At 67.0% G+C, this 26,639-nt stretch carries 28 protein-coding genes; 11 read left to right on the top strand and 17 right to left on the bottom strand.

The features are described from left to right. Positions 1-27: 27 nt before the first annotated feature. From lptD to lptF, 3 genes are read right to left on the bottom strand one after another with little or no spacing between them, the layout of a single operon-like run. Complete coding sequence (gene lptD / locus Q0O97_RS04920) at positions 28-2,433, bottom strand: LPS assembly protein LptD (RefSeq protein WP_294925747.1); 2,406 nt, start codon at positions 2,431-2,433, stop codon at positions 28-30. Then, on the bottom strand, positions 2,433-3,554 hold the full coding sequence (lptG, locus tag Q0O97_RS04915) for an LPS export ABC transporter permease LptG (protein WP_294925744.1): 1,122 nt from the start codon (positions 3,552-3,554) through the stop codon (positions 2,433-2,435). The genes lptD and lptG overlap by 1 nt, the downstream gene beginning before the upstream one ends. Further along, a complete protein-coding gene (lptF, locus tag Q0O97_RS04910; RefSeq protein ID WP_294925741.1) occupies positions 3,551-4,687 on the bottom strand; it encodes an LPS export ABC transporter permease LptF in 1,137 nt (378 codons plus the stop codon). The genes lptG and lptF overlap by 4 nt, the downstream gene beginning before the upstream one ends. 126 nt (positions 4,688-4,813) lie before the next feature. Between lptF and Q0O97_RS04905 the strand changes: the two genes are divergently transcribed. Then, positions 4,814-6,388, top strand: coding sequence for a leucyl aminopeptidase (locus Q0O97_RS04905; RefSeq protein ID WP_294925738.1), 1,575 nt, complete (start codon positions 4,814-4,816; stop codon positions 6,386-6,388). A gap of 4 nt (positions 6,389-6,392) precedes the next feature. Further along, on the top strand, positions 6,393-6,842 hold the full coding sequence (locus Q0O97_RS04900; protein ID WP_294925735.1) for a DNA polymerase III subunit chi: 450 nt from the start codon (positions 6,393-6,395) through the stop codon (positions 6,840-6,842). Between the two features lie 3 nt (positions 6,843-6,845). Here the strand turns inward: Q0O97_RS04900 and Q0O97_RS04895 are convergent, their stop codons facing one another. Further along, positions 6,846-7,436, bottom strand: a complete 591-nt coding sequence (locus Q0O97_RS04895) for a TIGR02281 family clan AA aspartic protease (RefSeq protein ID WP_294925732.1) — start codon at positions 7,434-7,436, stop codon at positions 6,846-6,848. 231 nt (positions 7,437-7,667) lie between these two features. On the opposite strand from Q0O97_RS04895, the gene Q0O97_RS04890 reads away from it, so the two are divergent. The 8 genes from Q0O97_RS04890 to Q0O97_RS04855 all read left to right on the top strand — a co-directional run bounded on the left by Q0O97_RS04890 (position 7,668) and on the right by Q0O97_RS04855 (position 14,824). After that, positions 7,668-7,901, top strand: coding sequence for a twin-arginine translocase TatA/TatE family subunit (locus Q0O97_RS04890; protein WP_294925729.1), 234 nt, complete (start codon positions 7,668-7,670; stop codon positions 7,899-7,901). An 18-nt stretch (positions 7,902-7,919) separates the two neighbouring features. Then, the gene (gene tatB, locus Q0O97_RS04885; RefSeq protein ID WP_294925726.1) at positions 7,920-8,438 is read left to right on the top strand and encodes a Sec-independent protein translocase protein TatB; all 519 of its coding nucleotides are present in this window, start codon (positions 7,920-7,922) and stop codon (positions 8,436-8,438) included. Between the two features lies 1 nt (position 8,439). Beyond that, entirely contained in the window at positions 8,440-9,273 is an 834-nt protein-coding gene (gene tatC, locus Q0O97_RS04880) for a twin-arginine translocase subunit TatC (RefSeq protein WP_294925723.1), read from the top strand. Beyond that, on the top strand, positions 9,266-10,108 hold the full coding sequence (locus Q0O97_RS04875; RefSeq protein WP_294925720.1) for an ATP-binding protein: 843 nt from the start codon (positions 9,266-9,268) through the stop codon (positions 10,106-10,108). The genes tatC and Q0O97_RS04875 overlap by 8 nt, the downstream gene beginning before the upstream one ends. Before the next feature lie 146 nt (positions 10,109-10,254). Beyond that, positions 10,255-11,382 carry an ABC transporter ATP-binding protein gene (locus tag Q0O97_RS04870; protein WP_294925717.1) on the top strand — a complete coding sequence of 376 codons (1,128 nt, stop codon included), beginning with the start codon at positions 10,255-10,257 and terminating at the stop codon, positions 11,380-11,382. Then, a complete protein-coding gene (locus Q0O97_RS04865) occupies positions 11,379-12,458 on the top strand; it encodes an ABC transporter substrate-binding protein (protein ID WP_294925714.1) in 1,080 nt (359 codons plus the stop codon). The genes Q0O97_RS04870 and Q0O97_RS04865 overlap by 4 nt, the downstream gene beginning before the upstream one ends. Positions 12,459-12,565: 107 nt before the next feature. Next, positions 12,566-13,867: an ABC transporter permease gene (locus tag Q0O97_RS04860; protein WP_294925711.1), complete on the top strand. Its 1,302-nt coding sequence runs from the start codon at positions 12,566-12,568 to the stop codon at positions 13,865-13,867. A gap of 3 nt (positions 13,868-13,870) precedes the next feature. Then, positions 13,871-14,824 carry an ABC transporter permease gene (locus tag Q0O97_RS04855; protein WP_294925708.1) on the top strand — a complete coding sequence of 318 codons (954 nt, stop codon included), beginning with the start codon at positions 13,871-13,873 and terminating at the stop codon, positions 14,822-14,824. Between the two features lie 7 nt (positions 14,825-14,831). On the opposite strand, the gene Q0O97_RS04850 is transcribed toward Q0O97_RS04855, so the two are convergent. From Q0O97_RS04850 to Q0O97_RS04790, 13 genes are all read right to left on the bottom strand, one after another. Beyond that, positions 14,832-15,776 carry an AEC family transporter gene (locus Q0O97_RS04850; RefSeq protein ID WP_294925705.1) on the bottom strand — a complete coding sequence of 315 codons (945 nt, stop codon included), beginning with the start codon at positions 15,774-15,776 and terminating at the stop codon, positions 14,832-14,834. Next, entirely contained in the window at positions 15,773-16,573 is an 801-nt protein-coding gene (locus Q0O97_RS04845) for an MBL fold metallo-hydrolase (protein ID WP_294925702.1), read from the bottom strand. The genes Q0O97_RS04850 and Q0O97_RS04845 overlap by 4 nt, the downstream gene beginning before the upstream one ends. Further along, entirely contained in the window at positions 16,570-17,370 is an 801-nt protein-coding gene (locus Q0O97_RS04840) for a TatD family hydrolase (protein WP_294925699.1), read from the bottom strand. The genes Q0O97_RS04845 and Q0O97_RS04840 overlap by 4 nt, the downstream gene beginning before the upstream one ends. Before the next feature lie 14 nt (positions 17,371-17,384). Continuing rightward, positions 17,385-18,470 carry a DNA polymerase III subunit delta' gene (locus Q0O97_RS04835; RefSeq protein WP_294925696.1) on the bottom strand — a complete coding sequence of 362 codons (1,086 nt, stop codon included), beginning with the start codon at positions 18,468-18,470 and terminating at the stop codon, positions 17,385-17,387. Then, positions 18,467-19,066, bottom strand: coding sequence for a dTMP kinase (gene tmk, locus Q0O97_RS04830; RefSeq protein ID WP_294925693.1), 600 nt, complete (start codon positions 19,064-19,066; stop codon positions 18,467-18,469). The genes Q0O97_RS04835 and tmk overlap by 4 nt, the downstream gene beginning before the upstream one ends. A gap of 12 nt (positions 19,067-19,078) precedes the next feature. Then, positions 19,079-20,227, bottom strand: coding sequence for a D-alanyl-D-alanine carboxypeptidase family protein (locus Q0O97_RS04825; protein WP_294925690.1), 1,149 nt, complete (start codon positions 20,225-20,227; stop codon positions 19,079-19,081). A gap of 120 nt (positions 20,228-20,347) precedes the next feature. After that, entirely contained in the window at positions 20,348-21,049 is a 702-nt protein-coding gene (gene lexA / locus Q0O97_RS04820; protein WP_294925687.1) for a transcriptional repressor LexA, read from the bottom strand. A gap of 123 nt (positions 21,050-21,172) precedes the next feature. Continuing rightward, positions 21,173-22,345 (bottom strand): gephyrin-like molybdotransferase Glp, encoded by a 1,173-nt coding sequence (gene glp, locus Q0O97_RS04815; protein ID WP_294925684.1) that lies wholly within the window; start codon positions 22,343-22,345, stop codon positions 21,173-21,175. Then, positions 22,342-22,815: a cyclic pyranopterin monophosphate synthase MoaC gene (moaC, locus tag Q0O97_RS04810; protein ID WP_294925681.1), complete on the bottom strand. Its 474-nt coding sequence runs from the start codon at positions 22,813-22,815 to the stop codon at positions 22,342-22,344. The genes glp and moaC overlap by 4 nt, the downstream gene beginning before the upstream one ends. Beyond that, a complete protein-coding gene (trpC, locus tag Q0O97_RS04805; protein WP_294925678.1) occupies positions 22,812-23,603 on the bottom strand; it encodes an indole-3-glycerol phosphate synthase TrpC in 792 nt (263 codons plus the stop codon). Before trpC ends, moaC begins: the two co-directional genes overlap by 4 nt. Positions 23,604-23,611: 8 nt before the next feature. Further along, positions 23,612-24,268, bottom strand: coding sequence for a uracil-DNA glycosylase (locus Q0O97_RS04800; protein ID WP_294925675.1), 657 nt, complete (start codon positions 24,266-24,268; stop codon positions 23,612-23,614). Next, entirely contained in the window at positions 24,265-25,290 is a 1,026-nt protein-coding gene (gene trpD, locus Q0O97_RS04795; protein WP_294925673.1) for an anthranilate phosphoribosyltransferase, read from the bottom strand. The genes Q0O97_RS04800 and trpD overlap by 4 nt, the downstream gene beginning before the upstream one ends. Beyond that, entirely contained in the window at positions 25,287-25,880 is a 594-nt protein-coding gene (locus tag Q0O97_RS04790; protein ID WP_294925670.1) for an aminodeoxychorismate/anthranilate synthase component II, read from the bottom strand. Before Q0O97_RS04790 ends, trpD begins: the two co-directional genes overlap by 4 nt. A gap of 117 nt (positions 25,881-25,997) precedes the next feature. Here Q0O97_RS04790 and Q0O97_RS04785 point away from each other — a divergent pair, with 117 nt between their 5' ends. After that, positions 25,998-26,633: a hypothetical protein gene (locus Q0O97_RS04785; protein ID WP_294925667.1), complete on the top strand. Its 636-nt coding sequence runs from the start codon at positions 25,998-26,000 to the stop codon at positions 26,631-26,633. The last annotated feature ends 6 nt before the right edge of the window (positions 26,634-26,639 follow it).

Genomic DNA, 26,639 nt, shown 5'->3' with positions numbered 1-26,639 from the left:
CCCCTCGCAGCATTGTTTGGCCGGACATTAGCGCAGGCAGGCGCGCCGCGCCACCGTTCCGCGGATATCTTTCTGGCTGCCGAAGCCTGCCAGGCGGATACCCAGCTCGAACGAGGTTTCGGGCCGCAGTTCGTCGGACGAGGTAAAGCGCCGCTCGACCGCCATTTCCAGCGACACGCATTCGTTGCGATATTCCAGCCCCAGCAGGGCCTTCTGCGCGCGGTCGGCGACGAAATCATAGCGCGTCTCGGCGATGCCCCACCAGCCGTCCGCGATCTGCCAGCCGCCGGTGGTGGTCAGTTCGGACACCCGATCCTCGCGCCCTTCCAGCGCGTCGCTGGTCATCCACAGGTAGCCCGCCGACAGTTGCAGGTCGGGGCGCGCCCAGCCAAGCCGCAGGTCGTTGCGGCTGATCGACAGGGAATCGTCGAACAGGGCGCGGTTGGCGATGGCCAGCCCGTCGGGGTGGCTGTATTGCGCCGCCAGCAGCCAGTCCGAGCGCCGCCCGTCCAGCGCCGAGGAATTCGCGAAGGCCGGATCGGTGCGGCTGCGGATCACGCGGCCCGCCGTCAGCGACAGGGTCGAGCCGTCGCGGTCCAGCCGGGTCCAGCTTAGCCCCAGGTTGGCGCGCAGCCCGGTTTCCCGCGCATCCCACCCCGGAAAGCGGTTGAGGGAGAAAAGGTTCCCCTCGTCGAACTCGATCAGGTGGCTGTCCTCGTTGGGGATATCGTCGCCCCAGTCTGAACGGCGCGACCAGACCAGTTGCACGACGGGTTCCAGGATATGGGTGGCGCCCCCATCGCTGCGAATCAGCGGCCAGCGCAGTTCCGTTGCCAGAACCGGGTCGATGCGCATGAACCAGTCGTCGAAGCGGCTGTCCTGCCGGATGCGGTAGACATCGGCATCGATGCTGGTCTGCACCGCGCCGACGAAGCCATGCGGCAGGATCTGGCTGCGCCGCCAGTCCAGCGAGACCGAGCCGCGCACCCCGTCGCGCCCCGTGATGTCCTGCGACGAGCGGCGGCGATGGCCATGCAGAGACCATTCGAAGCCCGCCTCTCCGCCGATCAGCGCGGGCCGCCAGCGGCGGTGCCACATCACGTCCACGACGCGGTTGGGGTCGTTGGCCTCGTCCGCCTCGTCGCGCAGGGATTCGTATTTTCCCGCGCGGGCGAAGAAGAAGCGGTCGCGGCGGACGCGGTCGATCATCAGCCCGCTCCATAGCCGGTCGGCGTCGGTGATGCCGTAGTCCAGCAGATAAGAGCGGTCGCTGACCGACTGGATCTGGCCGGTCAGGCGGTAGCCGCGCGGCAGCATGAACTGGCCCGCGCCGAACAGGTAGCCGCGCGTTTCGCCCTGGCGGATGTCGTCGCGCGACAACGCGCCGTCCCATTCCATCACGCCGTTGCGGAAGGCGTGGCGATAGCGCAGGTCCAGCGTGCGGGTGCGGCTGGTGGACAGGTAGGGCGTCAGGGTGACGTCGGCGTGATCGCCAAGCGTCACGAAATAGGGCAGCTTGATGCCGAAACCCAGCCGCGAGGTCGTGCGGAACTGCGGGCGCAGAAGGCCGGTCATCCGCTCGACCGTGGGGTCGGGCGCGGTCATGGCGGGCAGTGCGGCCAGCGGGATGCCGAAGGCGCGGAATTGCGGATTGTCGAAATGAAGTTGCCGCGTCAGCGCGTCATGGGTGATCCGGCGCGCGCGGATTTCCCACAGCGGCGTCGGGTCCGAGGCGCAGACCCGGCAACTGGATGCCACCACCCGGTCCAGCGTGGTCAGGCGGCCGTCCTGGCTGCGGTGGGCCTCGGCGGCGGCCAGTTGCAGCTCTCGCGCAAGCAGCAGGCGGGCGCCGCGCAGGATGCCGTCCTGCATGTTGGGTTCAAGCTGGGCGGCCTCGGCGATCAGGACCGCCTCGTCGGTGCTACCTGCCAGCGCGGGCTGCGATATGTGGATCGGCCCGCGCAGCGTCACGCCCCCGGACTGGCCGTCGTAGACCACCTGCTGCGCCACCAGCCGCGTGCCCTGATACCACACCACTACCCCGCCCGAGGCGGTCAGGGTGCGGTCGGGCGACAGCGAAAGATCCTCGGCCAGGATGGTGGCGGCGGTGCCGTCGGCGGGTTCGGGCCGCGAGATGCGGATCTCGGGCTGGGCCACCCGCAAGGGGCGGGGCAGGGTCAGGCCGGTGGTGCCGTCGCCCGTGCGTTCGCCGAGATGGAGGCTTTCCGTCGGGGCCAGCGCGGGTCCGCCGGGGCGCGGCGGTTGCGGGACAGGGCGGATGGGCGCCACCGTGGCCGGGACCCCCGCAAGGGGGGCGGCGGCGTCGGGTGGGACGGCCTGCGCAAGGGTGGCCTGCGGGGCCAGCGTCCAGCCGCAGGCGGCCAGCGCCAGGGCCAGGATCGGGGCGGGTGCAGAAAAGCCTTTTGCGGCCATCAGCCGTCCTCCAGTTGCAGCAGGGCGCCAAGCGCGAAGAGCAGCCCCACCAGCGGCGGTGCCCATCCTGCCAGGAGGGGCGGGATATCGCCATTGTCGCCCAGCACCTGCGCCATGTTGCGAAAGAAGAACAGGACGATCCCGCAGGCGAAGGCGGCCAGGACCAGCGTGCCCATCTTGCGCCCCCGGATGTGCCGCATGGTAAAGACCGCCGCGATCAGGATCATCGCGGCCATCAGCAGGGGCCGCGCCAGTTCCATCTGGAACCAGACCTTGTGGCGCTGTGCGGAAAAGCCCGCGGCCTCCAGCGTGGCGATATAGCCGGGCAACTGCCAGACCGGGACCGAATCGGGCTGGCCGAAGCCGTCGCGGATGCGTTCGGCGGTCAGTTCGGTCGGGATCTCGAAACTGTCCAGCACCCGCGCGGCGGTTTCGGGGTTGGGCGCGGTCAGCGGCCATTCCTTGGCATCCGTCAGCAGCCAGTTTCCGTTCGACAGCCGCGCCTCGCGCGCGTCGATGCGTCCGACCGGCCCTTCGGTCGGCGTGAACAGCATGAAGGTCGCGTCGTAAAGTGTCGCCGCATCGGGGCTTGCGCGGCTTGCCCGGATGACGATCTGCCCGCTTTCGGCCTGCCCGCCGGGGCGGGTGAAGCTGAGGCTCTGGCGCAGCCAGACCTCGGAATCGCCAAGGCTGATGGTGTCGCGGTCGCCCGACTGGATCCCGGCCACCAGCGCGTCGTATTGCTTGGAGGTCGCGGCGACCATCGGGTTCAGGATGGCGACGGACAGCACGCCGAACAGCATCGCCGTGATGGCGGGCGAGGCCACCGCCCGCATCCCCGACCGCCCCGAGGCGCGGATCGCCACCATCTCGGACGTCCGCGACAGGTTCACGAAAAGCGCGATCCCCGCCAGCACGGTGATCAGCGGCAGGATGGCGTAGAAGCTGCCGGTGATGTTGAGGATCGACAGATGCGCCGCGCCGCTCAGCCCGATGTTTTCATCGGCAAAGCGGCGGACCTGCTCGACCATCTCGACCAGGAACAGGATCGCCAGGAAGATCAGCGCGATCAGCACCAGAAGCCGCGCAAAGCGCCGTGCAAGATAGGCCGACAGGATCATGGCCGCGCCCCCTGCGCCGCGGGCCGCGCGACGCGCCGGGGCCGGGCGGCCCACCACAGCGCGCCGAACCCGATCGCCGCCCCCACGGCCGAGGGCAGGAAGGCCAGCGGCCAGCGCGTCGCGTCGCGCGCGACCTGGTTGGCCGCCGCCGTGTCCAGGAACTGCACCAGGATCAGCGCCACCACCGACCAGACCAGTTGCCGCCAGACGCCGAAGCGGCTGTAGCCGCCCAGAAGCAGCATGGCAAAGCCCAGCATGGCGGCGACGGGGGACAGCAGCGGCCTGGCGATCCGCTCGAACGCCTCGGCGCGGGCCTTGTCGGGGCTGGCGCCGGTCGCCTGCAACAACTCGGGCCCCGCCGCCAGCAGGGCGGGGGTGGAATAGGCGCGCAGGTCGCGCTTGCGTGCGTTCGAGGGACCGATGGCGCTGCCGATGTCCAGCGACATGTTGGCAAAGCGCGTCAGCGACAGCCGCTGTTCGCCGCCGCGCCGTTCCAGCACCTGCATCGAGCCTTGCATCATCACCAGCACCGGCCCGCTGTCGGAACGGATCAGCAGCGCTTCGGACGCGGAATAGGTCGTCTGGTTGTCCGGGTCGCGGGTGTCTTCAAAGAACATGTCGCGCAGCCGCCCGTCCGCCGCGATGTCGCGGATATACAGCGTCAGCCCCTCGGCCGGGAACTGGAACATGCCGGGGCGCAGGAACTGGGCGGTGACGTTTTCGGCCAGTTGCGCCTGCCGGTCGGCCATATGGGCGCGCGCCATCGGCACCAGCCCGTGGACCAGCGCCGCCGACATGGTGGCGACGATCAGGCCGTAAACCAGCACCGGGCGCGCCAGCCGGAAGGGCGACATGCCCGCCGCCTGCATCGCCACCAGTTCCGATTCGCCCGACAGCCGGTTGGTGCCATAGGCCGCCGCCGCGAAGGCCGCGATCGGCAGCACGACCGAGATCACAAGCGGCAGGGTCAGCGCCGTGAACTCCAGCACCACCAGTGCGGTCTGCCCGTCCGAGATCAGTTGCTCGAACAGCGAAACGGCGCGGTTGATCCAGTAGACCGAAACCAGCACCAGCGCGAAGAACCCGAACAGCGTCAGGAACTGCGACAGAATATAACGGTCGATACGCGGCATGTCGTCCTGCAGAAGGGTCGCGGTCTGCTTAACCTCTGCCAAGCGATTGGGGAAGTCCCGGCTCTGGTCAAGGGCGGACTTGGGCACTAGGTTTTCCCCTGACGAAATTTTCCGCGAGAGCCACAGATGACCAGACCCGTCGAAATCGCCTTTACCGAAACCGACACCTCCGGGCTTTCCGGTCGCAAGGGACGCATCGCGGTCCTGATCGGCGCGAATGCCCGCCCGCCCGCCGGCCTGCCCCGCCCCACCCGCGAGGCGGTCCTGCGCGCGCTGGAATCCGGGGCGTGGAAGGCGGTCAAGCCGGGCGGCGCGCTGGAACTGGCCTGGCCCGCCGGGCTGGCCGCCGAGGCGCTTCAGCTTGTTTCCCTGCCCGCCCGCGCCAGCGTGGACGAGGCGCGCAAGGCAGGCGCGGCCATCGGTGCGCGGCTTGGCAAGGTGGAAACGCTGGTGCTTGCCCCCCGCCACGCGCAGGCCGCCGAGGTGGCGCTGGGCATCGCGCTGCGCGCCTATGACTTCGACACCTACAAGACCCGCAAGGACGGTGACAGCGCCGATGCGCCCGCCGAATCCCCGCTGGACCCGCGTGCGCCGTCCGAGGTGCGGACCCCCGTGCCGGGCGCCTCGGTTTCTGCGGACGATGAGGCGCCCGACCCCGAAAAGGCCAGCGTCACCTTCATGACCCCCGAACCCGAGGCGCTGGCCCGCAAGGCTGCCGACGGCGCGGCGCTGGCCGAGGGCGTCTTTTTCACCCGCGATCTGGTCAACGAACCCTCGAACGTGCTGACCACCGGCGATTTCGCCGACCGCCTTCTGGCCATGCGCGAGATCGGGCTGGAGGTCGAGGTCCTGGACGAGGACCGGCTTGCCGAATTGGGGATGCGCGCCCTGCTGGCCGTGGGCCAGGGCAGCGAAAGCCCCTCGAAGGTCGTCGTCATGCGCTGGAACGGGGGCGGCGATCAGGCCCCGCTGGCGCTGGTCGGCAAGGGCGTCGTCTTCGACACCGGCGGCATCTCGATCAAGCCCGCCGCCGGGATGGAGGAGATGACGATGGACATGGGGGGCGCGGGCGTCGTCGCGGGCGTCATGCGCACGCTGGCCCTGCGCCGGGCGCGGGCCAATGTCGTCGGCCTGGTCGGGCTGGTGGAAAACATGCCCGACGGGCGCGCGCAGCGTCCGGGCGATATCGTGAAATCCATGAAGGGCGACACGATCGAGGTCATCAACACCGACGCCGAGGGCCGCCTGGTGCTGGCCGATGTGCTTTGGTATGCGCAGGAACGCTTCCAACCCGCCGCCGTGATCGACCTGGCCACGCTGACCGGCGCGGTCATCATCGCGCTTGGCCATGACAATGCCGGCGTCTTCGCCAATGACGATGCGCTGGCCGACGCGCTGCTGGGCGCCGCCAAGGCCGAAGGCGAAGGCGCATGGCGGCTGCCGCTGGGGCCGTCCTACGACAAGCTGATCAAGTCGCGGCTGGCCGATATCAAGAACACCGGCGGGCGCGCGGCAGGCTCGATCACGGCGGCGCAATTCCTGCAACGCTTCATCCGCAAGGGCACGCCCTGGGCGCATATCGACATCGCCGGGGTCGCGCTGCCGCCCTCGGAAACGGCGCTGGCGCCCAAGGGGGCAAGCGGGTGGGGCGTGATGACGCTGGACCGGCTGGTGCGCGACCAATACGAGGCCAAGGGCTAGGGTCGTGGGCGCGGCGCTGTTCTATCACCTGACCCGCTCGGCGCCCGAAGCGCTCTTGCCGGTGCTGATCGGCAAGAGCCTGGACGCCGGATGGCGGGTCGAGTTGCGGGGCCGCAGCGCCGGGACGCTGGCCGCGCTGGACCAGCGGCTCTGGCAGGGCGAGGGGTTCTTGCCCCACGGTCTTGCCGGCGGGCCGCATGATGCGCGCCAGCCCGTGCTGCTGACCCTGCCGGACCAGCCCGCGACGAACCTGCCCGCCTGCCTGATCGCCATCGAAGGGGTCGCGGTCGCCGCGCAGGATTGCACGGCGCTGGAACGGGTCTGCATCCTTTTCGACGGGAACGACGACGCCGCGCTGGACGTCGCGCGCCAGCAATGGCGCGACCTGACCGGGCAGGGGGTAGAGGCGCAATACTGGTCCGAAGCTTCGGGGCGCTGGCAGCGCAGGCAGTAGCCGCTAGCGTTCCAGCAGCAGGCGGTCGGCCTCCATGCTGACGCGGGCGAAGCGGCTGAGATAGGTCATCCCCAGCAACGACAGCTCCATCTCGCCGTCGATCACCACCGCCATCACGCGGTCGTCGGCGATATCGCCGATGCGGAAGCTGTCGATCATCACCGGCGCCGTCTGCACCAGCCCGTTGGCCGTCCGCGCCTGCCCGATATAGGCCAGCCCGTCCGTGTCGATCCCGATCCGTTCGGCGTCGCGGCGCGACAGCGCGATGGTGGTGGCGCCGGTATCGACGACGAAGCGGACCGGGGTGCCGTTCAGTTTCGCCGCCAGGTGATAGTGGCCGTCACGGCTGCGCGGGATCTCGATCCGCCCACCCTCCAGCACCTGCTGGCGCGGGGCGGCGCGATTCGAGAAATCTTCCCACAGCCCGGCGGCGGCGACGACGCCGACGAAGATCAGCACCCAGGCCAGCATCTGGCGCGACGCCTGGCCGGGGCGCTGGCGGAACTCGACCAGGACGAAGCCGCCGATGGCGACCAGCAGCAGGACCAGATAGGCCAGCCGACCGAATTCATCGCCCATGACGCCCACCTTCATGACCGCGCCTTTCCGGTGCGGGGCGTGAGATCGCAAGGTTGGCGCAGGAAGCTGACATCATGCCCGTTTATCGCGCGCCATGTATCCGATGCCAAGCCATGTTATCATGCATCGGGATATGGCCGGGCACCCGATCAAGGTTGCAAATTCACGCATTCGGGTTTTGCATTCCGCGCCGCGACATCTTAAATGAGTGACCGGGCCGCCAGTTCGCCCGGCAAGGAGCAAATCATGCTGAACAATATCGGTATCCCCGGCCTTCTGCTTATCGCGGTGGTTGTGCTCGTGCTTTTCGGCAAGGGCAAGGTGTCCTCGCTGATGGGTGAGGTCGGGAAGGGAATCACCGCCTTCAAGAAGGGCGTGAGCGAAGGCAACAAGGAAATCGAAAGCACCGAGGACGCGCTGCGCGACGTTCCGGGCGAAAAGGCGCGCGACGTGACGCCCAAGACGACCGACCAAGGCTGATCCTGGAAAGGTTGTCCCATGCTTGACGTCGGCTGGAGCGAGCTGATGCTGATCGGCATCGTCGCGCTGATCGTTATCGGCCCCAAGGAACTGCCGCAGCTTTTCCGCACATTGGGGCGGCTGACCGGGCGCGCCCGGCAGATGGCGCGCGAGTTTTCTTCGGCGATGGAAGATGCCGCCCGCGAGGCCGGCGTGGACGAGGCGGCGAAAAGCCTCAAGGACGTCAAATCGCTGACATCGAAGAAATCGCTTGGCCTCGACGCGCTGGACCGCGCGGTGGACAAGTTCGAGAAATGGGAACCCTCGCGCCCGCTGGCCAATGGCAACGGCGCGCAGGGCAAGGGGCAGGCCGATGCGGTCAAGCCCGATCCGGCGGCGCCCGTGCCGCCCGCCGCCCCTGCAAGGGCCGCCGAAAAACCTGCGGATGCCCAGACACAAGACGCCCCGGCACAAACCGCCGACGGACAGGATGCCGCCGCCAGCCAATCGCGCCGCCGCATCCATGCGATACGCCGTTCGGACATGAAAGATCGCTGACTTGGCCAAGAACGCTTCGACCCAGGACGACATCGACGACAGCGCCGCCCCCCTTATCGAGCATCTGGCCGAATTGCGCAGCCGCATCATCTGGGCGGTGGTGGCCTTCATCGTCGCGATGGTGCTGTGCTATACGGTGTGGAAGCCGATCTACAACTTCCTGACGCAGCCGATCTGTTCCGCGCTCGAGGTGCGGGGGCAGAATTGCCAGTTGCAGATCATCAAATTGCAGGAAGGTTTCTTCACGGCCATCAACATCTCGTTCTTCGGCGGTTTCGTCCTGGCCTTTCCGGTGATCGGCTATCAGCTTTGGCGTTTCGTCGCGCCGGGGCTTTACCGTTCGGAAAAGGCCGCATTCCTGCCGTTCCTGGTCGCCTCGCCGGTGATGTTCCTGATCGGGGCGGCCTTCGCCTATTACGTCATCCTGCCGATGGCCTACACCTTCTTCCTCAGCTTCCAGCAGGCCCCGGTCGTGGCCACGGCGGATGAGGTGACGACGACCGGCAACGTCGCCGGGATCGCCTTCCAGGGCTCGATGCAGGAATACCTGAACCTGACGATCAAGTTCCTGCTGGCCTTCGGGCTCAGCTTCCAGCTACCCGTGGCGCTGACGCTGATGGGCAAGGCGGGGCTGGTCAGCGCGCACAGCCTTGCCTCGGTCCGCCGCTATGCGGTCGTGGGGATTCTGATCCTTGCCGCCGTCGCCACGCCGCCCGACGTGATCTCGCAGATCGTGCTGTTCACGGTGGTCTATGCGCTATACGAGATCTCGATCCAGCTTGTCCGGCGGATCGAACGAAAGCGCGAACAGCAAGAACAGGAAGCCGATGTCTGAAGAATACCTCGCCCGGATCGCCGACGCGCTTGAGCGCCTGGCCCCCGCGCCCGCGCCCGCGCCTGCCTTTTCCGAAGCCGGGGCCTATGTCTGGCAGCCCGATCCCGACCGGCTGGTGGCCGTGGACAGCGTCAGCCGGGTCGATCTGGTGCAACTGATCGGCATCGACCGCGCCCGCGACACGCTGTTGCAAAACACCCTGCAATTCGCGCGCGGCCATGCGGCGAACAACGCCCTGCTGTGGGGCGCGCGCGGGATGGGGAAATCCTCGCTGGTCAAGGCCGTCCATGCCGAGGCCCGGCGCGAGGGCCTGCCGCTGATCCTGGTCGAGATCGCACGCGAGGATCTTGGCTCGGTCGCCCGGCTGCTGGCGATCCTGGCCAGGGCCGAGGACAAGCGTTTCATCCTGTTTTCCGACGACCTGTCCTTCAGCCACGACGATACGCAGTATAAATCGCTCAAGGCCGTGCTGGATGGCGGGATTTCGGGGCGGCCGTCCAACGTGGTGCTTTACGCGACCTCGAACCGGCGCCACCTGATGCCGCGCGACATGATCGACAACGAACGCGCCACCGCCATCCATCCGGGCGAGGCGGTCGAGGAAAAGGTCTCGCTCTCGGACCGTTTCGGGCTGTGGCTGGGGTTCCATCCCTGTTCGCAGGACGAATACCTGGCGATGGTGCGCGGCTATTGCGATGCCTATGGATTGGGCATCGACGACGATCAACTGCGCGCCGAGGCCATCGAGTGGCAGGCCACGCGCGGGTCCCGCTCGGGCCGGGTGGCGTGGCAATTCTTCACCGACCTTGCAGGCCGCCACGGCATTGCCGTCTAGGCGGTCATGCCGCGCCGGATCTGCCCTGATCGCGTCTGAAATCAACCGGAACTTAACGGTAATCCCACAAGCCGGTTGCAATGCGCCAAACTCCGGCGATAGTCTGGGAGTCGCAGAAAAAAGACGGCCACAGGGGGCGCGCAATCTTGTCCAGGACTTCGGCTGACGATGCGTTCGTCGTGTTTGATCGTGTTCAGAAAAGCTATGATGGTCAGTCGCTTGTCGTAAAGGATCTGAATCTTCAGATCGGCAAGGGTGAGTTCATGACGATGCTTGGCCCTTCGGGGTCGGGCAAGACGACCTGCCTGATGATGCTGGCGGGGTTCGAGACCGCCACGCATGGCGAAATCCGCCTGGACGGGCGCAACATCAACGACGTGCCGCCGCACAAGCGCGGCATCGGGATGGTGTTCCAGAACTATGCGCTGTTTCCGCATATGACGGTGGGCGAAAACCTGTCCTTCCCGCTGGAAGTGCGCGGCATGGGCAAGGTCGAGCGTGAATCCCGCATCATGCGCGCGCTGGACATGGTCCAGATGGGCAAGTTCCGCAATCGCCGCCCTGCCCAGCTTTCCGGCGGGCAGCAGCAGCGAATCGCGCTGGCCCGTGCGCTGGTCTTCGATCCCAAGCTGGTCCTGATGGATGAACCGCTGGGCGCGCTGGACAAGCAGTTGCGCGAACATATGCAGTTCGAGATCAAGGCTTTGCACGAACGCCTCGGCATCACCGTCGTCTATGTCACCCATGACCAGGGCGAGGCGCTGACCATGTCCGACCGCATCGCCGTCTTCAACGATGGCCGCATCCAGCAGCTTGCCCCCCCCGCCACGCTTTACGAGGCGCCGGAAAACAGCTTCGTCGCCGGTTTCATCGGTGAAAACAACGCCTTGCCCGGTGTTATCGAAAAGCTGGACGGCGACAATGCGCTGGTCCGCCTGGCCAATGGCGCGCTGATCGACGCCACTGCCGTCAACATCCGTGAAAACGGTCAGCCGACGACCGTCTCGATCCGGCCCGAACGGGTCGAGTTCAAGCCCGAGATGATGCCCCCCGATGCCCATACGATCGACGCCGAGGTGCGCGATGTCGTCTATATGGGGGATATCCTGCGCACCCGGCTGCGCGTCGCGGGATCCGATGATTTCGTGATGAAATGCCGCAATACCCTGGGCCAGACGCGCCTGTCGCCGGGCCAGCAGATCAAGATCGGCTGGCATCCCCGCGACGCGCGCGCGCTGGACCCGGTAACAACGCAACAAGGGAGCGTAAATTGAAAAAGACACTCATCCTGACTTCGGCACTGGTCGGCGTGGCGGGTGCCCCGCAGGCGCAGGAAGGCCAACTCAACCTGCTGTCCTGGGGCGGGTCCTATGGCAACAGCCATGTCGAGGCCTATGCCAAGCCCTTCGAGGCCGAAACCGGCATCCGCGTCACGATCAGCGATGCCGACAACCCCGCGACGCCGCTCAAGGCGCAGGTCGAGGCGGGCAACGTGACGACCGACATCGCCTCGGTCGAATATGCCGATGCGGTCCGCCTGTGCGATGAGGGCCTGCTTGAGGAAATCGACGCCTCGGTCCTGGTCGATGCCGAGGACGGCACCACCCCCGAGGACGATTTCATCGACGGTGCGATCACCGAGTGCTTCATCGGCACCGACGTCTATTCGATGGTCCTGGCCTATAACGACGACCAGTTCCCCGATGCCAAGCCGTCGGCCCCCGCCGATTTCTTCGACACCGAGAACTTCCCCGGCAAGCGCAGCATGCGCAAGGGCGCCAAGTTCAACCTGGAATTCGCCCTGATGGCCGACGGCGTTCCCGCGGATGAGGTCTATGACCTGCTGGGCACCCCCGAGGGCGTCGACCGGGCCTTTGCCAAGCTGGAGGAGATCAAACCCGACGTCATCTGGTGGGAGGCCGGGGCGCAGCCGCCGCAACTTCTGGCCGATGGCGAGGTCTCGATGGCCTATGCCTTCAACGGCCGCATCTTCGCTGCCGCGCAGGAAGACGATCTGCCCTTTGAAATCGTCTGGGACGGCCAGATCTACGAGATGGAAGGCTGGGTCATTCCGCAAGGCGCGCAGAACGTCGAGGCGGCGCATGAATTCATCGCCTTCACGACCGCGCCGCAGCATCAGGCCCGCGCGGCCGAGTTCATCAGCTATGGTCCGCCGCGCCGCTCTGCCGCCGCGCTGGTCGGCAATATGGAGGGCACGGATATCCCGATGGGTCCGAACCTGCCCACCTATGCCGAGAACATGACCAATGCGCTGGCGTCGAACCTCGATTTCTGGGTGGATCACGATGGTGAGCTGAACGAACGTTTCAGCGCCTGGCTGGCCCAGTAAAGCCGGGGTCCGGGGCGTTGCGCGCGGCCCGGACCTGCCGCCTTGCAAACAGGAATTCCTTGCCCGGCGTCGGGTCGGGGGTGTGTTGATGAACCTTGAAGGAACCGATGTCCCAAGCGCTTGATCCCCATGCCGCAACCGTGGCCAAGGCCGCTGGCGTCGAACCAGGTCCGCGGCTGACGACCGCCGATGGGCGCCCGCTGACACGCGCCCTTGCGCGCAGTTCACGCAAGGCGCGGCGCCGCGCCTTCCTGCTGGTGCTGCCGTTGCTTCTGTTCATCCTGATCACCTTCGTCGTGCCCATCGGGCAGATGCTGCAACGCTCGGTCAAGAACGACGGATTCTCGGCGAACATGCCGCAGATCAGCGCCTGGTTCGCGGAAAACCCCCGCGGGACCGAACCTGACGAAGCCGCCTGGGCGGCGCTGGCCGCCGACCTGCAACAGGCCGCCCGCGACCGCACCATCGGCATCGTCGGCACCCGGATCAATTATGATATGGCGGGCACGCGCTCGCTGTTCACCTCGGCCGGCCGGCAGGCCCGCAACGGGCTGGAGCCGCCCTATCGCGACGCCATCCTGGACATCGACGCCCGCTGGGAATCGCCCGCCCTGTGGTCGATCATGCGCGAGGCCTCGTCGGCCTATACCGCGAATTTCTATCTTGCCGCCCTGGACCGCACCCGCAACACCCAGGGCGATATCGTCATGGCCCCGTCCGAGCGGCAGGTCTATATCATGCTGTTCCAGCGCACCTTCGTCATGTCGGCGGTCATCACCTTCATGACCTTCCTGCTGGGCTTTCCCGTGGCGCATCTGCTGGCGACGCTGCCCCTGCGCAAGTCGAACCTGCTGATGATCTTCGTGCTGCTGCCCTTCTGGACCTCGCTACTGGTGCGCACGACCTCGTGGATGGTGCTGTTGCAGCAGCAAGGCGTCATCAACGACATCCTGGTGTGGCTGGGCATCATCGGAACCGGCCAGAGGTTGCAGATGATCTACAACCAGACCGGCACCATCATCGCGATGACGCATATCCTGCTGCCCTTCATGATCCTGCCGCTGTATTCGGTGATGCGCACGATCAACCCCAGCTATGTCCGCGCGGCGCGCAGCCTTGGCGCGACAAGCTGGACGGCCTTCCGGCGCATCTATTTCCCGCAGACCTTGCCGGGGCTGGGCGCGGGGGCGCTTCTGGTCTTCATCCTGGCCGTGGGCTATTACATCACGCCCGCGCTGGTCGGCGGATCGTCGGGGCAACTGATTTCCAACATGATCGCGATGCACATGATGCAGACGCTGAACTGGTCGATGGCCGCCGCGCTGGCCGCGCTGCTGCTGGCCAGCGTGCTGCTGCTTTACTGGGTCTATGACCGGCTGGTCGGCATCGACAACCTGAAACTGGGGTAGGACATGGCGCTTCCCAAATACGCCTCGCCGCTGGAAAAGATCTGGCATTACGCCTATCTGGTGATTTGTGCGCTGATCTTCTTCTTCCTGATCGCGCCGATCGTCGTGATCATTCCGCTGTCGTTCAACCCCACGAATTCCTTCACCTTTTCCCCGGCCATGCTGTCGCTGGACCCCGATGGCTATTCGCTGCGCTGGTATGACCGGCTGCTGACGCTGGGCATGTCGAACGGCGGCGCGCCGCGCGATGCAAGCTGGTGGGCGGATGCCTGGAACAATTCGCGCTGGGTCAATGCGGCCAAGAACTCGATCATCATCGGGGTGTTTTCCACCATCGTTGCGACGGTGCTTGGCACGCTGGCCGCGCTTGGCCTGTCGCGGCCCGAGATGCCGTTCCGGCGGGTGATCATGGCCGTGCTGATCTCGCCCATGATCGTGCCGATCATCATCACGGCGACGGGGCTGTTCTTCTTCTACTCGAACCCCTGCGAGCCGCTTGGCTGGTTCGGCTTTTCGGGCGAATGCGGACGGCTGACCAGCACCTATCTTGGGGTCGTGCTGGCCCATGCGACGCTGGGGATACCCTTCGTCATCATCACGGTAACGGCGACGCTGGTCGGTTTCGACCATTCGCTGTCGCGCGCGGCGGCCAGCCTTGGGGCGAACCCGCGCACGACCTTCTTTCGCGTCACCATGCCGCTGATCATGCCGGGCGTCATCTCGGGCGCGCTGTTCGCCTTCGTCACCTCGTTCGACGAGGTGGTGGCGGTGCTGCTGATCGCGGGACCCGAGCAGCAGACGATCCCGCGCCAGATGTGGAACGGTATCCGCGAGCAGATCTCGCCTTCGATCCTGGCGGTGGCGACGTTGCTGGTGATCTTTTCCATCGCGCTTTTGACCACGGTCGAGTTGCTGCGCCGCCGCTCGGAAAGGCTGCGCGGGCTGTCGCCGGGCTAAGCGCCCCTCAGGGCAGGACCGAGATCCAGAACCACACCGACAGGATCGACAGCGCCGTTGCGACCAGGACGGTCGAGGCTGCCACGCGCCGCGCCACGCCATACATCGAGGCGAAAAGATAGGCATTCACTCCCGGCGCCATGCTGGCCGTGATCACGGCCGAGCGTATCGAAGGCACCGGCAGGCCGAAGATTATCGTCAGAAGCCAGACCACCACCGGGTGGATCACCAGCGAACAAAGGCAGCAAAGCGCAATGGCCGTCGCGTCGCCCTCGGGCCTGTAGCGGTAAAGGATGCCGCCAAGGCCGAACAATGCCGCCGGCAGTGCCGAGGCCGCCATCATTCCGGCAGCGGACCAGAAACCGCCGGGCAGGGCCAGCCCCGCCTGCATCAGCAGGTTTACCGCCAGCCCACAGCAGATGCCGATGACCAGCGGCGTATGGAGCACCCCCGACAGGGCGCGCAAGGCGACGCGACCGATCGGCAGCCCCTGCCCGCGCGCCCGCGTGAACTCCATCACCGTGATGCCGAATGTGTAAAGCAGCGGCGAATGGATCGCGATGATGGCGAAGTTGCCCGCTATCGATTCGGGTCCATAGGCGCGCTCCATGATCGGAAGGCCCAGCAGGACCGAGTTGGAAAAGAGGCAGACGAAGCCGATGGCGACCGCCTCTTCCGGGCTGCGCCGAAGAAAGCGCAACGATACGCCCCAACCGATGAACCACGACAGGAAGGCGCCGCTGTAGAAGGCCAGCCACATCAGGGGGTTGAAGCTTTCCGCCAGGTCCAGCCGCGCAATCGACACGAAAAGCAGGGTGGGGACGGCGAAGCTCTGGGCGTAGGTCATCACCCCCTCGACCGCATTGTCGGAGAAAATCCTTTTCCATGCGGCAAGATAACCGAAGCCGATGATCAGGAAGACCGGCAGGATGACGTCGAATAGAACCGTCATCCGATTTCCAGAACCAGCCCGTCATGGGCCGGCACGACATTATGCGGGGTGTCGCGCATCACGGCGTCGTAATCCATGTCCAGATGCATGTTCGTGATGATGCCACGCCGCGCCCGCGATCGTGCGATCCATTCCAGCGTCAGTTCAAGATGAGCATGGCTGGGATGGGGCGTCCGGCGCAGCGCATCGCAGATGAAGGTATCGCAATCCATGATCGCGGGCCAGGACGCGTCGGGAATGCGGCGCACATCGGGCAGATAGACCAGCGCGGGACCGCTGCCCGAAATCCGAAAGCCGAGCGCCATGATGTCGCCGTGATCGACCTCGAAGGGGGTGAGGCGGATCGGGCCGCCTTCACCGTCGATCAGCACATCGCCCTCGATCCGGTTCAACTGCGCGATCGGCGGATAGGTCGAACCGGGGGGCGTGGCGAAGATATAGGAAAATCGCGCCTGCAGCGCCTGTTCGGTCAAGGCGTCGGCCCACAGCGGGATCATGCGCCGCATGTTGAAGGCGATCTGGCGCAGGTCGTCGATGCCGTGGATGTGGTCGGCATGCGCATGGGTGTAGACCACGGCGTCAAGTTCGGCGATATCGGCATCCAGCAGTTGCGGGACCAGATCGGGACCCGTATCGATCAGAACGCGGGTGACGCCTTGCGCCCCGACCCGCTCGACCAGAAGCGAGCAGCGGCGGCGGCGGTTGCGCGGGTTCGACGGATCGCAATCGCCCCAGCGGTTGCCAAGGCGGGGAATGCCGCCGGACGACCCGCAGCCCAGGACCGTCGCACGGATCATGGGCTTGCCTTGCTGAAAAGCCTGTCGAAATTGGCTGTGGTCGCAGCCGCGAATTCGGCGGGGGACAGCCCGAAAACCTCGGCCCCCGCGCGGGCGGTATGGGCGACGAAGGCAGGTTCGTTGCGCTTGCCGCGATGGGGCGGGGGGGCCAGATAGGGCGCATCGGTTTCGACCAGCACCCGCTCCAGCGGGACTTCGGCGAATATCTCGCGCAACTGGGTCGAGCGGGGGAAGGCGGCGATCCCCGACATCGAGATATAAAAGCCCAGGTCCAGCGCCTGCCGCGCCAGTTCCGCCCCGCTGGTGAAACAATGCAGCACGCAGGCGTAGGCGCCCGCGCGATACTCTTCGGTCAGGATGCGGGCCATGTCCTCATCCGCGTCGCGGGCGTGGATGATCAGTGGCAGGGCGGTGCGACGCGCGGCCTCGATATGCACACGCAGGCTTTCCTGCTGCTGCGCGGCGCTGTCGGCGGTATAATGATAGTCCAGCCCAGTCTCGCCTATGCCGACGAATTTGGGATGGGACGCCAGGGCGACCAGTTCCTCGACCGCGACCAGGGGTTCGTCGGCGGCATACATGGGATGGGTGCCCGCGGCATAGAACAGCCCGTCATGCGCCTCGGCCAGCGCGCGAACCTGCGGTTCGTTCTTCAGGCGCGTGCAGATGGTGACCATGCGCTTGACCCCGGCGGTCCGGGCACGGTCGATCAGCGCGGTCAGTTGCCCGTCGAAATCGGGAAAGTCGAGGTGGCAGTGGCTGTCGACCAGCTCGGGCACAAGGGAATTTTCGGTCATCGGCAGGGGTCCGGTCAACTGGAGGGTTTGCGTTGCGCCAGCCCGATCAGCATATCCAACACCAGTGCGGAAGGGTCAAGGTTGACGGCCCGCCCGGCCCGTGCCCGTGCCGAAAGCTGTGCCTGGGCGGCGGCCCAGTCACGCGCCACGCGGTCGTCGGGGGCGATGCGGGTGAACAGTTCGGCCTCGCCAGCAGCGGCCTCGGGCAGGGGCGGGCCGAGCAGCCCGGCCCTTGCGGCGCGCGATAAAAAGCGGTCGAGCAATGTCACGACAAGATCGAAGGGGTCGCCCTCGGGACCGGGGCGGGTACCCGCCAGGTCGGCAAGCCGCGCCGCCGCCTGGCGGTCAAGACGGGGCAGCGTGGCGAAAAGGTCGACGATCTGCTGATAGATCGCCAGCCCGTCCTGGCCGACAAGGCGCAGTGCCTCGCCAACCGAACCGCCAGAGAGCGCGGCAAGCCTGTCCCGGCCATCCTCGACGCCGAAACGGTGCAGAATTTCGTCCATGTCGCGGCCTGACACGGGGCCAAGCCGCAACAGGCGGCAACGAGACCGGATCGTGGGCAGCAGTTGCGCGGGTTGATGCGAGATCAGGAATATGATGGCGTTCTCGGGCGGTTCCTCCAGCAGCTTCAGCAGGGCATTGGCCGCGGAGGTGTTCATTTCATCGGCGGAATCGATGATGGCGACCCGCATGCCGCCATCCGTAGCGCTGAGGTGGAAAAAGCTCAGCAGTTTGCGCACCTCGTCCACGGTCAGTTCCGAGCGGGGGCGGCCCGTCTTGTCGTCGACCGACCGGCGAACCAATTGCAGGCGCGGCTCGGCCAGGGCGGCGATGCGGCGCGAGAGCGGATCGTCCGGGGGGATTTGCAACCTGTCGGGCTGTCCGGCCAGAAGCCAGCGCGTCAGCGTCCATGCCAGCGTGGCCTTGCCGGTGCCGCGTGGACCCGTGATCAGCCAGCCATGATGCAGACGTTCGCGCCGCGCCGTATCCATGAAGTCCTGAATCGCCGCGCCGTGGCCGATGGTGCGCTCGGCATGACGGGGGTGCGGTGCGCCCGGCACCTGGTCGGTTTCGAATGCGGGCTGATCCGTGTTCATGGCAAAGCGGCCAGAACGCGGGCCGAGACCTCTTCGACGCTGCCGGTGCCGTCGATCAGGCGCACCCGTTCAGGGGTGCTTTCGGCCAGTTCGCGAAATCCGGCGCGCAGTTTTTCCTGGAAGGGCAGGCCCATATCCTCGAACCGAACCTCGGCGCCGCCGCGTGCGGTTCCGCGCGCAAGGGCGAGTTCGGCGGGCAGGTCGATGACAAGGGTCAGGTCGGGTTCGATCCCGATCATCAACTGGTGAAGCTGGTCGACGGTCTGCCGCAGATCGCCCCGCGTCGCACCTTGGTAGATGCGGGTCGAATCCGCGAAACGGTCGGAGATAACCGTTCGTCCGGCCTTCAGGGCGGGGCGAATCAGTCGTTCGACATGATCCCGCCGCGCGGCGGTGAACAGCAGCAGTTCGGTTTCGGGCGACCAGCGGTCGGGTTCGCCCTCGACCAGCAGCTTGCGGATTTCCTCGGCGCCCGGACTGCCGCCGGGTTCGCGCGTCAAGGTTACATTCTTTCCCGCGTCGCGCAGATGGGCCGCAAGCCGCCTGGCCTGGACCGATTTGCCTGATCCGTCGATGCCTTCGAAGCTGATGAACATGGAAAGGCCGGCTCAGTTCATGATCGCGCCGACGGCGCGGTTGCCAAGGCGCATGGCCGCACCCTGCATCCGGCCGACGACCCCCGCAGCTTCCACATCCGAGGATACGATCAGCGGCACACGCGATTCGCCCGCGCCCGGAACCTTGACGACAAGATCGCCGACACGGGTGCCAGCCGCCAGGGGGGCATCCAGCGGGCCGTGGTAAACGGCCTCTGCCGTGACCCCGCTTTGTGCGCCTGCGGGGATCAGGACGCGAACGCCTTCTTCGGTGGTCAGGCCCACCTTGCTGCGATTGCCAAGCCAGACGGGAGCCTCGGTCACGATTTCGCCCTGGGGAATGACCGTGCGCATGGTGAATTGGCGGAATGCCCAGTTGACGATCCGTTCGGATTCCTCGGCCCGCGAGCGTTCATCCGCAAGGCCGTTCACGACAAAGACGATCCTGCGGTCGCCCTGTGTGGCCGAGGCGGCAAGGCCGTAGCCCGCCTCACGTGTATGGCCGGTCTTGAGACCGTCCGCCCCGATCCCCAGGTTGAGCAGCGGGTTGCGGTTGAAGCGGTTTGCGGGCGCGCGGTTGTCGAAGGGAAATTCCTTCATCGCGAAATAGGGATAAAGATCGGGGAAATCCTCGATCAGCCGGAGCGAGAGGATGCCGAGGTCGCGCGCGGACATCACATGGCCGGGCGCGGGCCAGCCCGATGCATTCATGAAGGTCGATTGCGTCAGGCCAATGGTCCGGCCACGTTCCGTCATCTGGCGGGCAAAGGCTTCCTCGGTTCCCGAAAGGCCTTCGGCGACGACGACGCAGGCGTCATTGCCCGACAGCACGACGATGCCCTTGATCAGTTCCTCGACCGTGGGCCTGTCGTTTTCGTTGAGAAACATCGTCGAGCCTTGCATCTGGCGCGCCTTGGTCGATACCGGGAAGCGGGTATCCATCTGGACGCGGCCTTCCTCAAGCGCCTCGAACAGCATGTAAAGCGTCATCAGCTTGGACATCGATGCGGGCGGCAGGGCCTGGTCCGAGTTCTTTTCCATCAGAACGGTGCCGGTCGCCATGTCATAGACCCACGCCGCGCGGGCATTGGTGTCGAAGGCCCCGGCGGGCAGGGCGAAGGCGGACAAAAGGGCGAAAAGGCTGAATATCCTGGCCCGCATGGCATTTCCCTTGGCTGCGAATTCGCGTCTATCGTTACAGCAGCGCACCGCGTCCCGCAATGACGGGCCGGATGGGATGCGTCATTTGTGATCCCTTTTGCCGGGCCGGCATTCGCAAGGTCAGTAGCTGCGGATCAACCCGACCAGGCGGCCCTGCACATGAACCAGGTTTTCGGGCAGCAGCCTTGTTTCATAGGCGGGGTTGGCAGCCTCCAGGGCGATCAGTCCGCCGCGGCGGCGGTAGCGCTTGAGCGTTGCCTCGTGCCCTTCGACCAGGGCGACGACGATATCGCCATTGTCGGCCGAATCCTGTTCGCGGATGATGACCACGTCACCGTCGTTGATCCCTGCGTTGATCATGGAATCCCCGCGCACCTCGAGCGCGTAGTGATGCGCGCGGCTGCTGATCATGTCGCCCGGCACCGCGATATGGTGCGAGACTTCCGAGATGGCCTCGATCGGGACGCCTGCCGCGATACGGCCCATCACGGGCAGTTCGACCGCCGAGCCGCTGGTCACCGGCATCGCCCCGCGCGGTGGCGGAGGCGGGCTGGCGGGCTTATCGCCTTCGATCACGCGCGGGGTGAAATCGCCGCCCTTGTTCAGCGCATCGGGCAGGCGCAGAATTTCCAGCGCGCGCGCGCGATGCGGCAGGCGGCGGATGAAGCCCCTTTCCTCAAGCGCGGTGACAAGGCGGTGGATCCCCGATTTCGACCGCAAATCCAGCGCATCCTTCATTTCGTCGAAAGACGGCGGGACGCCATCCCGCGCCATGCGTGACTGGATGAACTCCAGCAACTGGATCTGCTTTTTCGTAAGCATGTTCTGTTCCCTAAACCCGCCCGATCAAATCTGTTCGACTTATGTTCTAGAGGCGTTCACCCCATCCGTCAACGAACAGAGCAGATTCCTCTGAACAAATGGTTAACAACAGGGAATTTTTTGTCACAAAGCCAGATATTCGACGATTTCGCCCGGCTCGCGCGCCGGATCATGCGCGGGGCGCACCATCAGCGCATCCGCTTGCGACAGGATTTTCAACTGCGACGAACCCTGATCGGTGAAGGGGTGAAGCTGGGGCAGGTCGTCGCCCTGCACCAGCCGGGCGCGCAGGTAGTGCTGCCGGTCGCCCTCGGGCCGCAGGGGGGCGGCAAGGCGCGCGCGATGCAGTTCCGTTCCGATATCAACGCCCTGCATGCGATAGATCAGGGGCCGCATGAAGATCGTCGCGCAAACGATTGCCGAAACGGGATTTCCCGGCAGGCCAAGCATGGCGCGGCGGCCCATCCGGCCCGCCATCAGCGGCTTGCCGGGACGCATCGCCAGCTTGTAGAAGGCACGCTCCATCCCAAGGTCGGCGGCGACCTTGCCGACGAAATCGTGATCGCCGACCGAGGCCCCGCCGATGGTCACGATCAGGTCGGCGTCGCGGGCCATGTGAAAGCCCTGGGTGACGCTTTCCTCGGTGTCGCGGGCGATGGGCAGCAGCGTGACCTCGGCCCCGGCCTTGCGCGCGATGGCGGCGATGGCAAGGTCGTTCGAGCAGATGATCTGCCCCGGACCGGGCGTTTCGCCGGGGCGCACCAGTTCATCCCCGCCGGGCATGATCGCGACGCGGGGACGTCGCGCGACCTGAACCCTGGGCACGTTCATCGCGGCCAGCAGGCAGATATCGCCCGCGCGCAGGGGGCGATGGGGATGGAAGCCGTAACCTTGGGCGAAATCACTGCCTTGCGGGCGGATGTTCGGGTTGTCGCTGCCCCCGGAAACCGTGATCCGGTCGCCCTCGCGCCGGACGTTTTCCTGCATCACCACGCGGTCGTAGCCTTGCGGGACCGGGGCGCCGGTGAAGATGCGCACGGCGGTTCCGGGCCGGGCCTCGCCCTGCCACGGGTGGCCCGCGGACGACGTGCCGATGACCTGCACCGGACCCGGCAGGTCGGCGCCGCGCAGCGCGTAGCCGTCCATCGCCGACGCATCAAAAGGCGGTTGCGTCAGCGCCGCGACCGCCGGGGCCAGCAGCACCCGGTCCAGCGCGTCGGCGATGGCGATCTCTTCGCCCTCGGGCGGGGGGGCGAGGTCGAGGACCAGCGCAAGGGCCTTGTCCGTGGTGATCATGCTTCCACCTTGAAATCGCCGGATTTTCCGCCGGTTTTCGACAGCAGGCGGATGCCTTCGATCCGCATGTCCTTTTGCGCGGCCTTGAGCATGTCGTAGATGGTCAGGCAGGCGGTGGAAACGGCGGTCAGCGCCTCCATCTCGACGCCGGTGCGGCCGGTGGTGGCGGCGGTGGCGGTCACGCGGATACCGGGCAGGGCGGGGTCGGGGGTCAGTTCGATGGCGACCTTGCTCAGCGGTAGTGGGTGACACAGCGGGATCAGGTCGGCGGTGCGCTTGGCCCCCATGATCCCGGCCAGCCGCGCCACGCCCATGACGTCGCCCTTGGCCGCGCCGCCCTGCGCCAGCGCCAGCGTTTCGGGCGCCATGATCACGACCCCCTCGGCCACGGCCATGCGCGCGGTTTCCGCCTTGCCGGATACATCGACCATATGGGCCTGCCCGCGATTGTCGAAATGTGTCAGGCTCATGCCGCCAGTCCCAGGATCTCGCGGGTGGCGGCGGTCACGTCGGCCTGCCGCATCAGGCTTTCGCCGATCAGGAAGCGGTTGATCCCGGCCCCAGCCATCCGGTCCAGATCGGCGGGGGCGAAAAGGCCGCTTTCGCAGACCAGATCGCGGTCCGGGGGCACATGGGGCGCAAGGTCCAGCGTCACGTCCAGGCTGACCTCGAATGTGCGCAGGTTGCGGTTGTTCACCCCGATCAGCGGCGATTTCAGCCGCAGCGCGCGGTCCAGCTCGGCGCGGTCGTGAACCTCGATCAGCGCGTCCATGCCCCAGTGGAAGGCGGCGTCTTCAAGCTCCGCCGCCAGCGTGTCGTCGACCGAGGCCATGATAATCAGGATGCAATCGGCGCCCCATGCGCGGGCTTCGGCCACCTGATAGGGGTCATAGAGGAAATCCTTGCGCAGCGCGGGCAACTCGCAGGCGGAGCGGGCGGCGGTCAGGAACTCGGGCGCGCCCTGAAAGCTGGGCGCGTCGGTCAGCACGGACAGGCAGGCCGCGCCCCCCGCCTGATAGGCGCGGGCCAGCGCGGGCGGGTCGAAATCGGGGCGGATCAGCCCTTTCGAGGGGCTGGCCTTCTTGATCTCGGCGATCAGCGCGTGGCCGGTGGCGGCCTTGTCGCGTAGCGCGCGGGCAAAGCCGCGCGGGGCGTCGGCGGCGCGGGCGAGATCCTCGACGCCCGACAGAGGGCGGGCGGCCTTGGCGGCGGCGATCTCTTCCAGCTTGTAGGCCTTGATGCGGTCCAGAATATCCATGTCTCAACCTAACCCTGCAAATCGCGGCGGGAAAGCCCCGCCCAGTCTATCGGTGCCTCGCCCCGCGCGGCCAGCCAGTCGTTGATCCGGCTGAAGGGGCGCGACCCGAAGAAGCCCCGCCGCGCGGAAAGGGGCGAGGGATGCGCGCTTTCGATCACCAGATCCTGCGGTCGCGGCAGCCCGGCAAGGGCCTTTTGCGCATGTGCCCCCCAAAGCAGGAAGGCAAGCGGACGAAGTTCCTGCGCGCGCGTGACGGCCTCGCGCGCAAGCCTGCCCCAGCCCCATTTCGCGTGCGCACCTGCCTGACCGGGCGGAACCGACAGCGAGGTATTCAGCAGCAGCACCCCCTGACGCGCCCAATGAGCAAGATCGCCGCTGGCGGGGGAAGCGCCGATGTCGTCCTGCATTTCCTTGTAGATATTGCGCAGGGACCGGGGCAGGGGCGTCGTTTCGGAAACCGAAAACGCCAGCCCGTTCGCATGTCCGGGGGTGGGATAGGGGTCTTGCCCCAGCAGGACGACGCGGACCTTCTCGGGCGGGGTCAGGTCCAGCGCGGCGAAGAGGCGCGCGGGACCGGGCAACCAGTCGCCGCTCAAACGGTCGCGGATCGCGGGCCAGTCGCGGGCGAAGAAGGGCAGGTCGGCCCATGCCTCGGGCGGGGTCATGCCGGGGCGCCGGAGTGGCCCACGAGCGCGGCCAGCTTGGCCTTGGCCGCGCCCGAATCGATGGATTGCCGCGCGATCTCGACCCCCTCGCGCAGGTCGGTGGCGCGGCCCGCGATCAGCAGCGCGGCGGCCGAGTTCAGCAGCACCGCATCGCGATAGGCGCCCTTTTCGCCGTCCAGCAGCGCACGGGCGGCGGCAGCGTTCCGTGCGGGATCGCCGCCGATGATCGCCTCGAACGGGTGGACGGGCAGGCCGGCATCCTCGGGTGAGACCTCGAATTCCGCGATCTCGCCATCCTTCAGCGCGGCGACCCAGCTTGGTCCGGCGATGGACAGCTCATCCGTGCCGTCGCCGCCGTGGACCAGCCAGGCAGAGAGGGTGCCGAGATCGCGCAGAGTTTCGGCCATCGGACGGTTCCAGCGGCGGTCGAAGGTCCCGGTCAACTGGTGCCGCACCCCGGCGGGGTTGGTCAGCGGTCCCAGCAGGTTGAACAGCGTGCGGGTTCCCAACTCGGCCCGCGCGGGGCCGACATGGCGCATCGCGGGGTGGTGGACGGGCGCCATCATGAAGCAGATGCCGGTGGCGTCCAGCGTGGCCTGCGCCACCTCGGGCGAGGACATGATGTCGATGCCCAGATGCGACAGCGCGTCGGCAGAACCCGATTTCGACGACAGGTTGCGGTTGCCATGCTTGGCGACCGGCACGCCCGCCCCCGCCACGACCAGCGCCGAGGCGGTCGAGATGTTCAGCGTCCCCTTGCCGTCGCCGCCGGTGCCGACGATATCCATCGCCCCCTCGGGTGCGGTGATGCGGTTCATGCGCGCGCGCATGGCGCGGGTGGCGGCGGTGATTTCCTCGACCGTTTCGCCGCGCACGCGCAGCGCCATCAGCAGCCCGCCGATCTGGGCCGGGGTCGCGCGGCCTTCGAACAGGGCGGCGAAGGCGGCTTCGGCCTCGTCCCCGGTCAGCGAGCGTTCCGCGGCCAGGCCGATGATCGGGCGAATGTCCACCGGCGCGCTCATGCGGCCTCGCCCGACAGGTTCATGCAGCGGCGCAGGAAGTTTCGGATCATCTGGTGGCCATGTTCGGATGCGATGGATTCGGGGTGGAACTGCACGCCCTCGACCGGCAGGCTGCGGTGGCGCAGGCCCATGATCGTGCCGTCGGGGCTGGTCGCCGTGACCTCCAGCGCCTCGGGCAGGCTGTCGGGGTCCACGGTCAGCGAGTGATAGCGCGTCGCCTTGAAGGGCGAGGGCAGGCCCTCGAACACGCCCTTGCCGTCATGGGCGATTTCATCGACCTTGCCATGCACGACCCGGCCCGCGCGGATGACATGGCCGCCGAAGGCCTCGCCGATGGCCTGATGGCCAAGGCAGACGCCGAAGAGCGGCAAGCCCCGTTCGGCGGCTGCGCGGATCAGCGGCACGATGATGCCCGCCCGCGACGGCGCGCATGGACCGGGTGAGATCAGGATGCCCGAGGCGCCGCTTGCCAGCGCCTCGTCCACGGTCAGGGCGTCGTTGCGGCGCACCTCGACCCTTGCCCCTGCCTCGCCCATGTAATGGACCAGATTCCAGGTGAAGCTGTCATAGTTGTCGATCAGCAGGATCATGGTGGCCCTTGCTATTGGGGGATGAACCCCGGAAAAACTGCCGCTATAGATGTGCCAAAGGGCCGTGGCGGGTCAACCCCGCGCGGTCAGAAAAGCTGGTATCGGACAGGCGGCAAGATGGCGCGAGGCTTTGGGGCGGGACTGTTGCACGGGACATTGCTGGGCGCATTCGCGCTGGCGGCGGCGTCCCTGATCCTGCCGCCGCCGGTGCCGGACCTTGCCCCGCCCCAGGGCGCGCCGCAGGCCGATGCGCCCGAGCTGCGCGGTGCGGGCCGGACCCACGACGGCGATCCGGCGCCGCTTGCGCCCGATGCGCCCCATCCGATCGGTGCGCGCAATGCCGCGCCCCTGCAACCGCCCGCCGCCGCATCGGAACCCGCCCCCCGCCCGGCGGCCGAGGTCGGGGACCAGCCCCTGCCCGCAACCACCGTCCCGACCGCGCAGGTCCAGGCGACCGAGACCACGGCACCCGCCTTGCCCGCGCAGGGCGGCGACCGGGCCGCAGCGGCAGAGCGGCCCGGCGGCCTGCCGATGCCCGATGCCGACCGCGCCCCCGACCCCGGCGAGGCCCCGGCGCTGCCCGCCGCCCAACCGCCCATGTCCGGGGATTTGCCCCCGTCCCCGTCCGTGCCCCCAACCGCGCCCGTGCCGGATGACGGCGAAACGGATGGCGAAGGCACGGTCCCCTCGCTTGCGCCGAACCTGTTCCTGCCGCCCGATATCGGCAGCTTGGGCCTGACCCCCCGCAACTAGAGCAAC

This window comes from uncultured Paracoccus sp., assembly GCF_945915435.1.
Taxonomy (GTDB): Bacteria; Pseudomonadota; Alphaproteobacteria; order Rhodobacterales; family Rhodobacteraceae; genus Paracoccus.
This window is presented reverse-complemented; position numbering and strand designations above follow the sequence as displayed.

What these genes read in the sequence shown, in the direction of transcription:
- lexA (WP_294925687.1), bottom strand. Translation starts at nt 21,049, where the DNA reads ATGCTTACGAAAAAGCAGATCCAGTTGCTGGAGTTCATCCAGTCACGC.
- moaC (WP_294925681.1), bottom strand. Translation starts at nt 22,815, where the DNA reads ATGAGCCTGACACATTTCGACAATCGCGGGCAGGCCCATATGGTCGAT.
- lptG (WP_294925744.1), bottom strand. Translation starts at nt 3,554, where the DNA reads ATGATCCTGTCGGCCTATCTTGCACGGCGCTTTGCGCGGCTTCTGGTG.
- Q0O97_RS04890 (WP_294925729.1), top strand. Translation starts at nt 7,668, where the DNA reads ATGCTGAACAATATCGGTATCCCCGGCCTTCTGCTTATCGCGGTGGTT.
- tatB (WP_294925726.1), top strand. Translation starts at nt 7,920, where the DNA reads ATGCTTGACGTCGGCTGGAGCGAGCTGATGCTGATCGGCATCGTCGCG.
- Q0O97_RS04790 (WP_294925670.1), bottom strand. Translation starts at nt 25,880, where the DNA reads ATGATCCTGCTGATCGACAACTATGACAGCTTCACCTGGAATCTGGTC.
- Q0O97_RS04855 (WP_294925708.1), top strand. Translation starts at nt 13,871, where the DNA reads ATGGCGCTTCCCAAATACGCCTCGCCGCTGGAAAAGATCTGGCATTAC.
- Q0O97_RS04860 (WP_294925711.1), top strand. Translation starts at nt 12,566, where the DNA reads ATGTCCCAAGCGCTTGATCCCCATGCCGCAACCGTGGCCAAGGCCGCT.
- trpC (WP_294925678.1), bottom strand. Translation starts at nt 23,603, where the DNA reads ATGGATATTCTGGACCGCATCAAGGCCTACAAGCTGGAAGAGATCGCC.
- Q0O97_RS04800 (WP_294925675.1), bottom strand. Translation starts at nt 24,268, where the DNA reads ATGACCCCGCCCGAGGCATGGGCCGACCTGCCCTTCTTCGCCCGCGAC.
- Q0O97_RS04875 (WP_294925720.1), top strand. Translation starts at nt 9,266, where the DNA reads ATGTCTGAAGAATACCTCGCCCGGATCGCCGACGCGCTTGAGCGCCTG.
- trpD (WP_294925673.1), bottom strand. Translation starts at nt 25,290, where the DNA reads ATGAGCGCGCCGGTGGACATTCGCCCGATCATCGGCCTGGCCGCGGAA.
- Q0O97_RS04895 (WP_294925732.1), bottom strand. Translation starts at nt 7,436, where the DNA reads ATGAAGGTGGGCGTCATGGGCGATGAATTCGGTCGGCTGGCCTATCTG.
- tmk (WP_294925693.1), bottom strand. Translation starts at nt 19,066, where the DNA reads ATGTTCATCAGCTTCGAAGGCATCGACGGATCAGGCAAATCGGTCCAG.
- lptF (WP_294925741.1), bottom strand. Translation starts at nt 4,687, where the DNA reads ATGCCGCGTATCGACCGTTATATTCTGTCGCAGTTCCTGACGCTGTTC.
- Q0O97_RS04835 (WP_294925696.1), bottom strand. Translation starts at nt 18,470, where the DNA reads ATGAACACGGATCAGCCCGCATTCGAAACCGACCAGGTGCCGGGCGCA.
- Q0O97_RS04840 (WP_294925699.1), bottom strand. Translation starts at nt 17,370, where the DNA reads ATGACCGAAAATTCCCTTGTGCCCGAGCTGGTCGACAGCCACTGCCAC.
- Q0O97_RS04825 (WP_294925690.1), bottom strand. Translation starts at nt 20,227, where the DNA reads ATGCGGGCCAGGATATTCAGCCTTTTCGCCCTTTTGTCCGCCTTCGCC.
- Q0O97_RS04905 (WP_294925738.1), top strand. Translation starts at nt 4,814, where the DNA reads ATGACCAGACCCGTCGAAATCGCCTTTACCGAAACCGACACCTCCGGG.
- Q0O97_RS04785 (WP_294925667.1), top strand. Translation starts at nt 25,998, where the DNA reads ATGGCGCGAGGCTTTGGGGCGGGACTGTTGCACGGGACATTGCTGGGC.
- glp (WP_294925684.1), bottom strand. Translation starts at nt 22,345, where the DNA reads ATGATCACCACGGACAAGGCCCTTGCGCTGGTCCTCGACCTCGCCCCC.
- Q0O97_RS04845 (WP_294925702.1), bottom strand. Translation starts at nt 16,573, where the DNA reads ATGATCCGTGCGACGGTCCTGGGCTGCGGGTCGTCCGGCGGCATTCCC.
- lptD (WP_294925747.1), bottom strand. Translation starts at nt 2,433, where the DNA reads ATGGCCGCAAAAGGCTTTTCTGCACCCGCCCCGATCCTGGCCCTGGCG.
- Q0O97_RS04850 (WP_294925705.1), bottom strand. Translation starts at nt 15,776, where the DNA reads ATGACGGTTCTATTCGACGTCATCCTGCCGGTCTTCCTGATCATCGGC.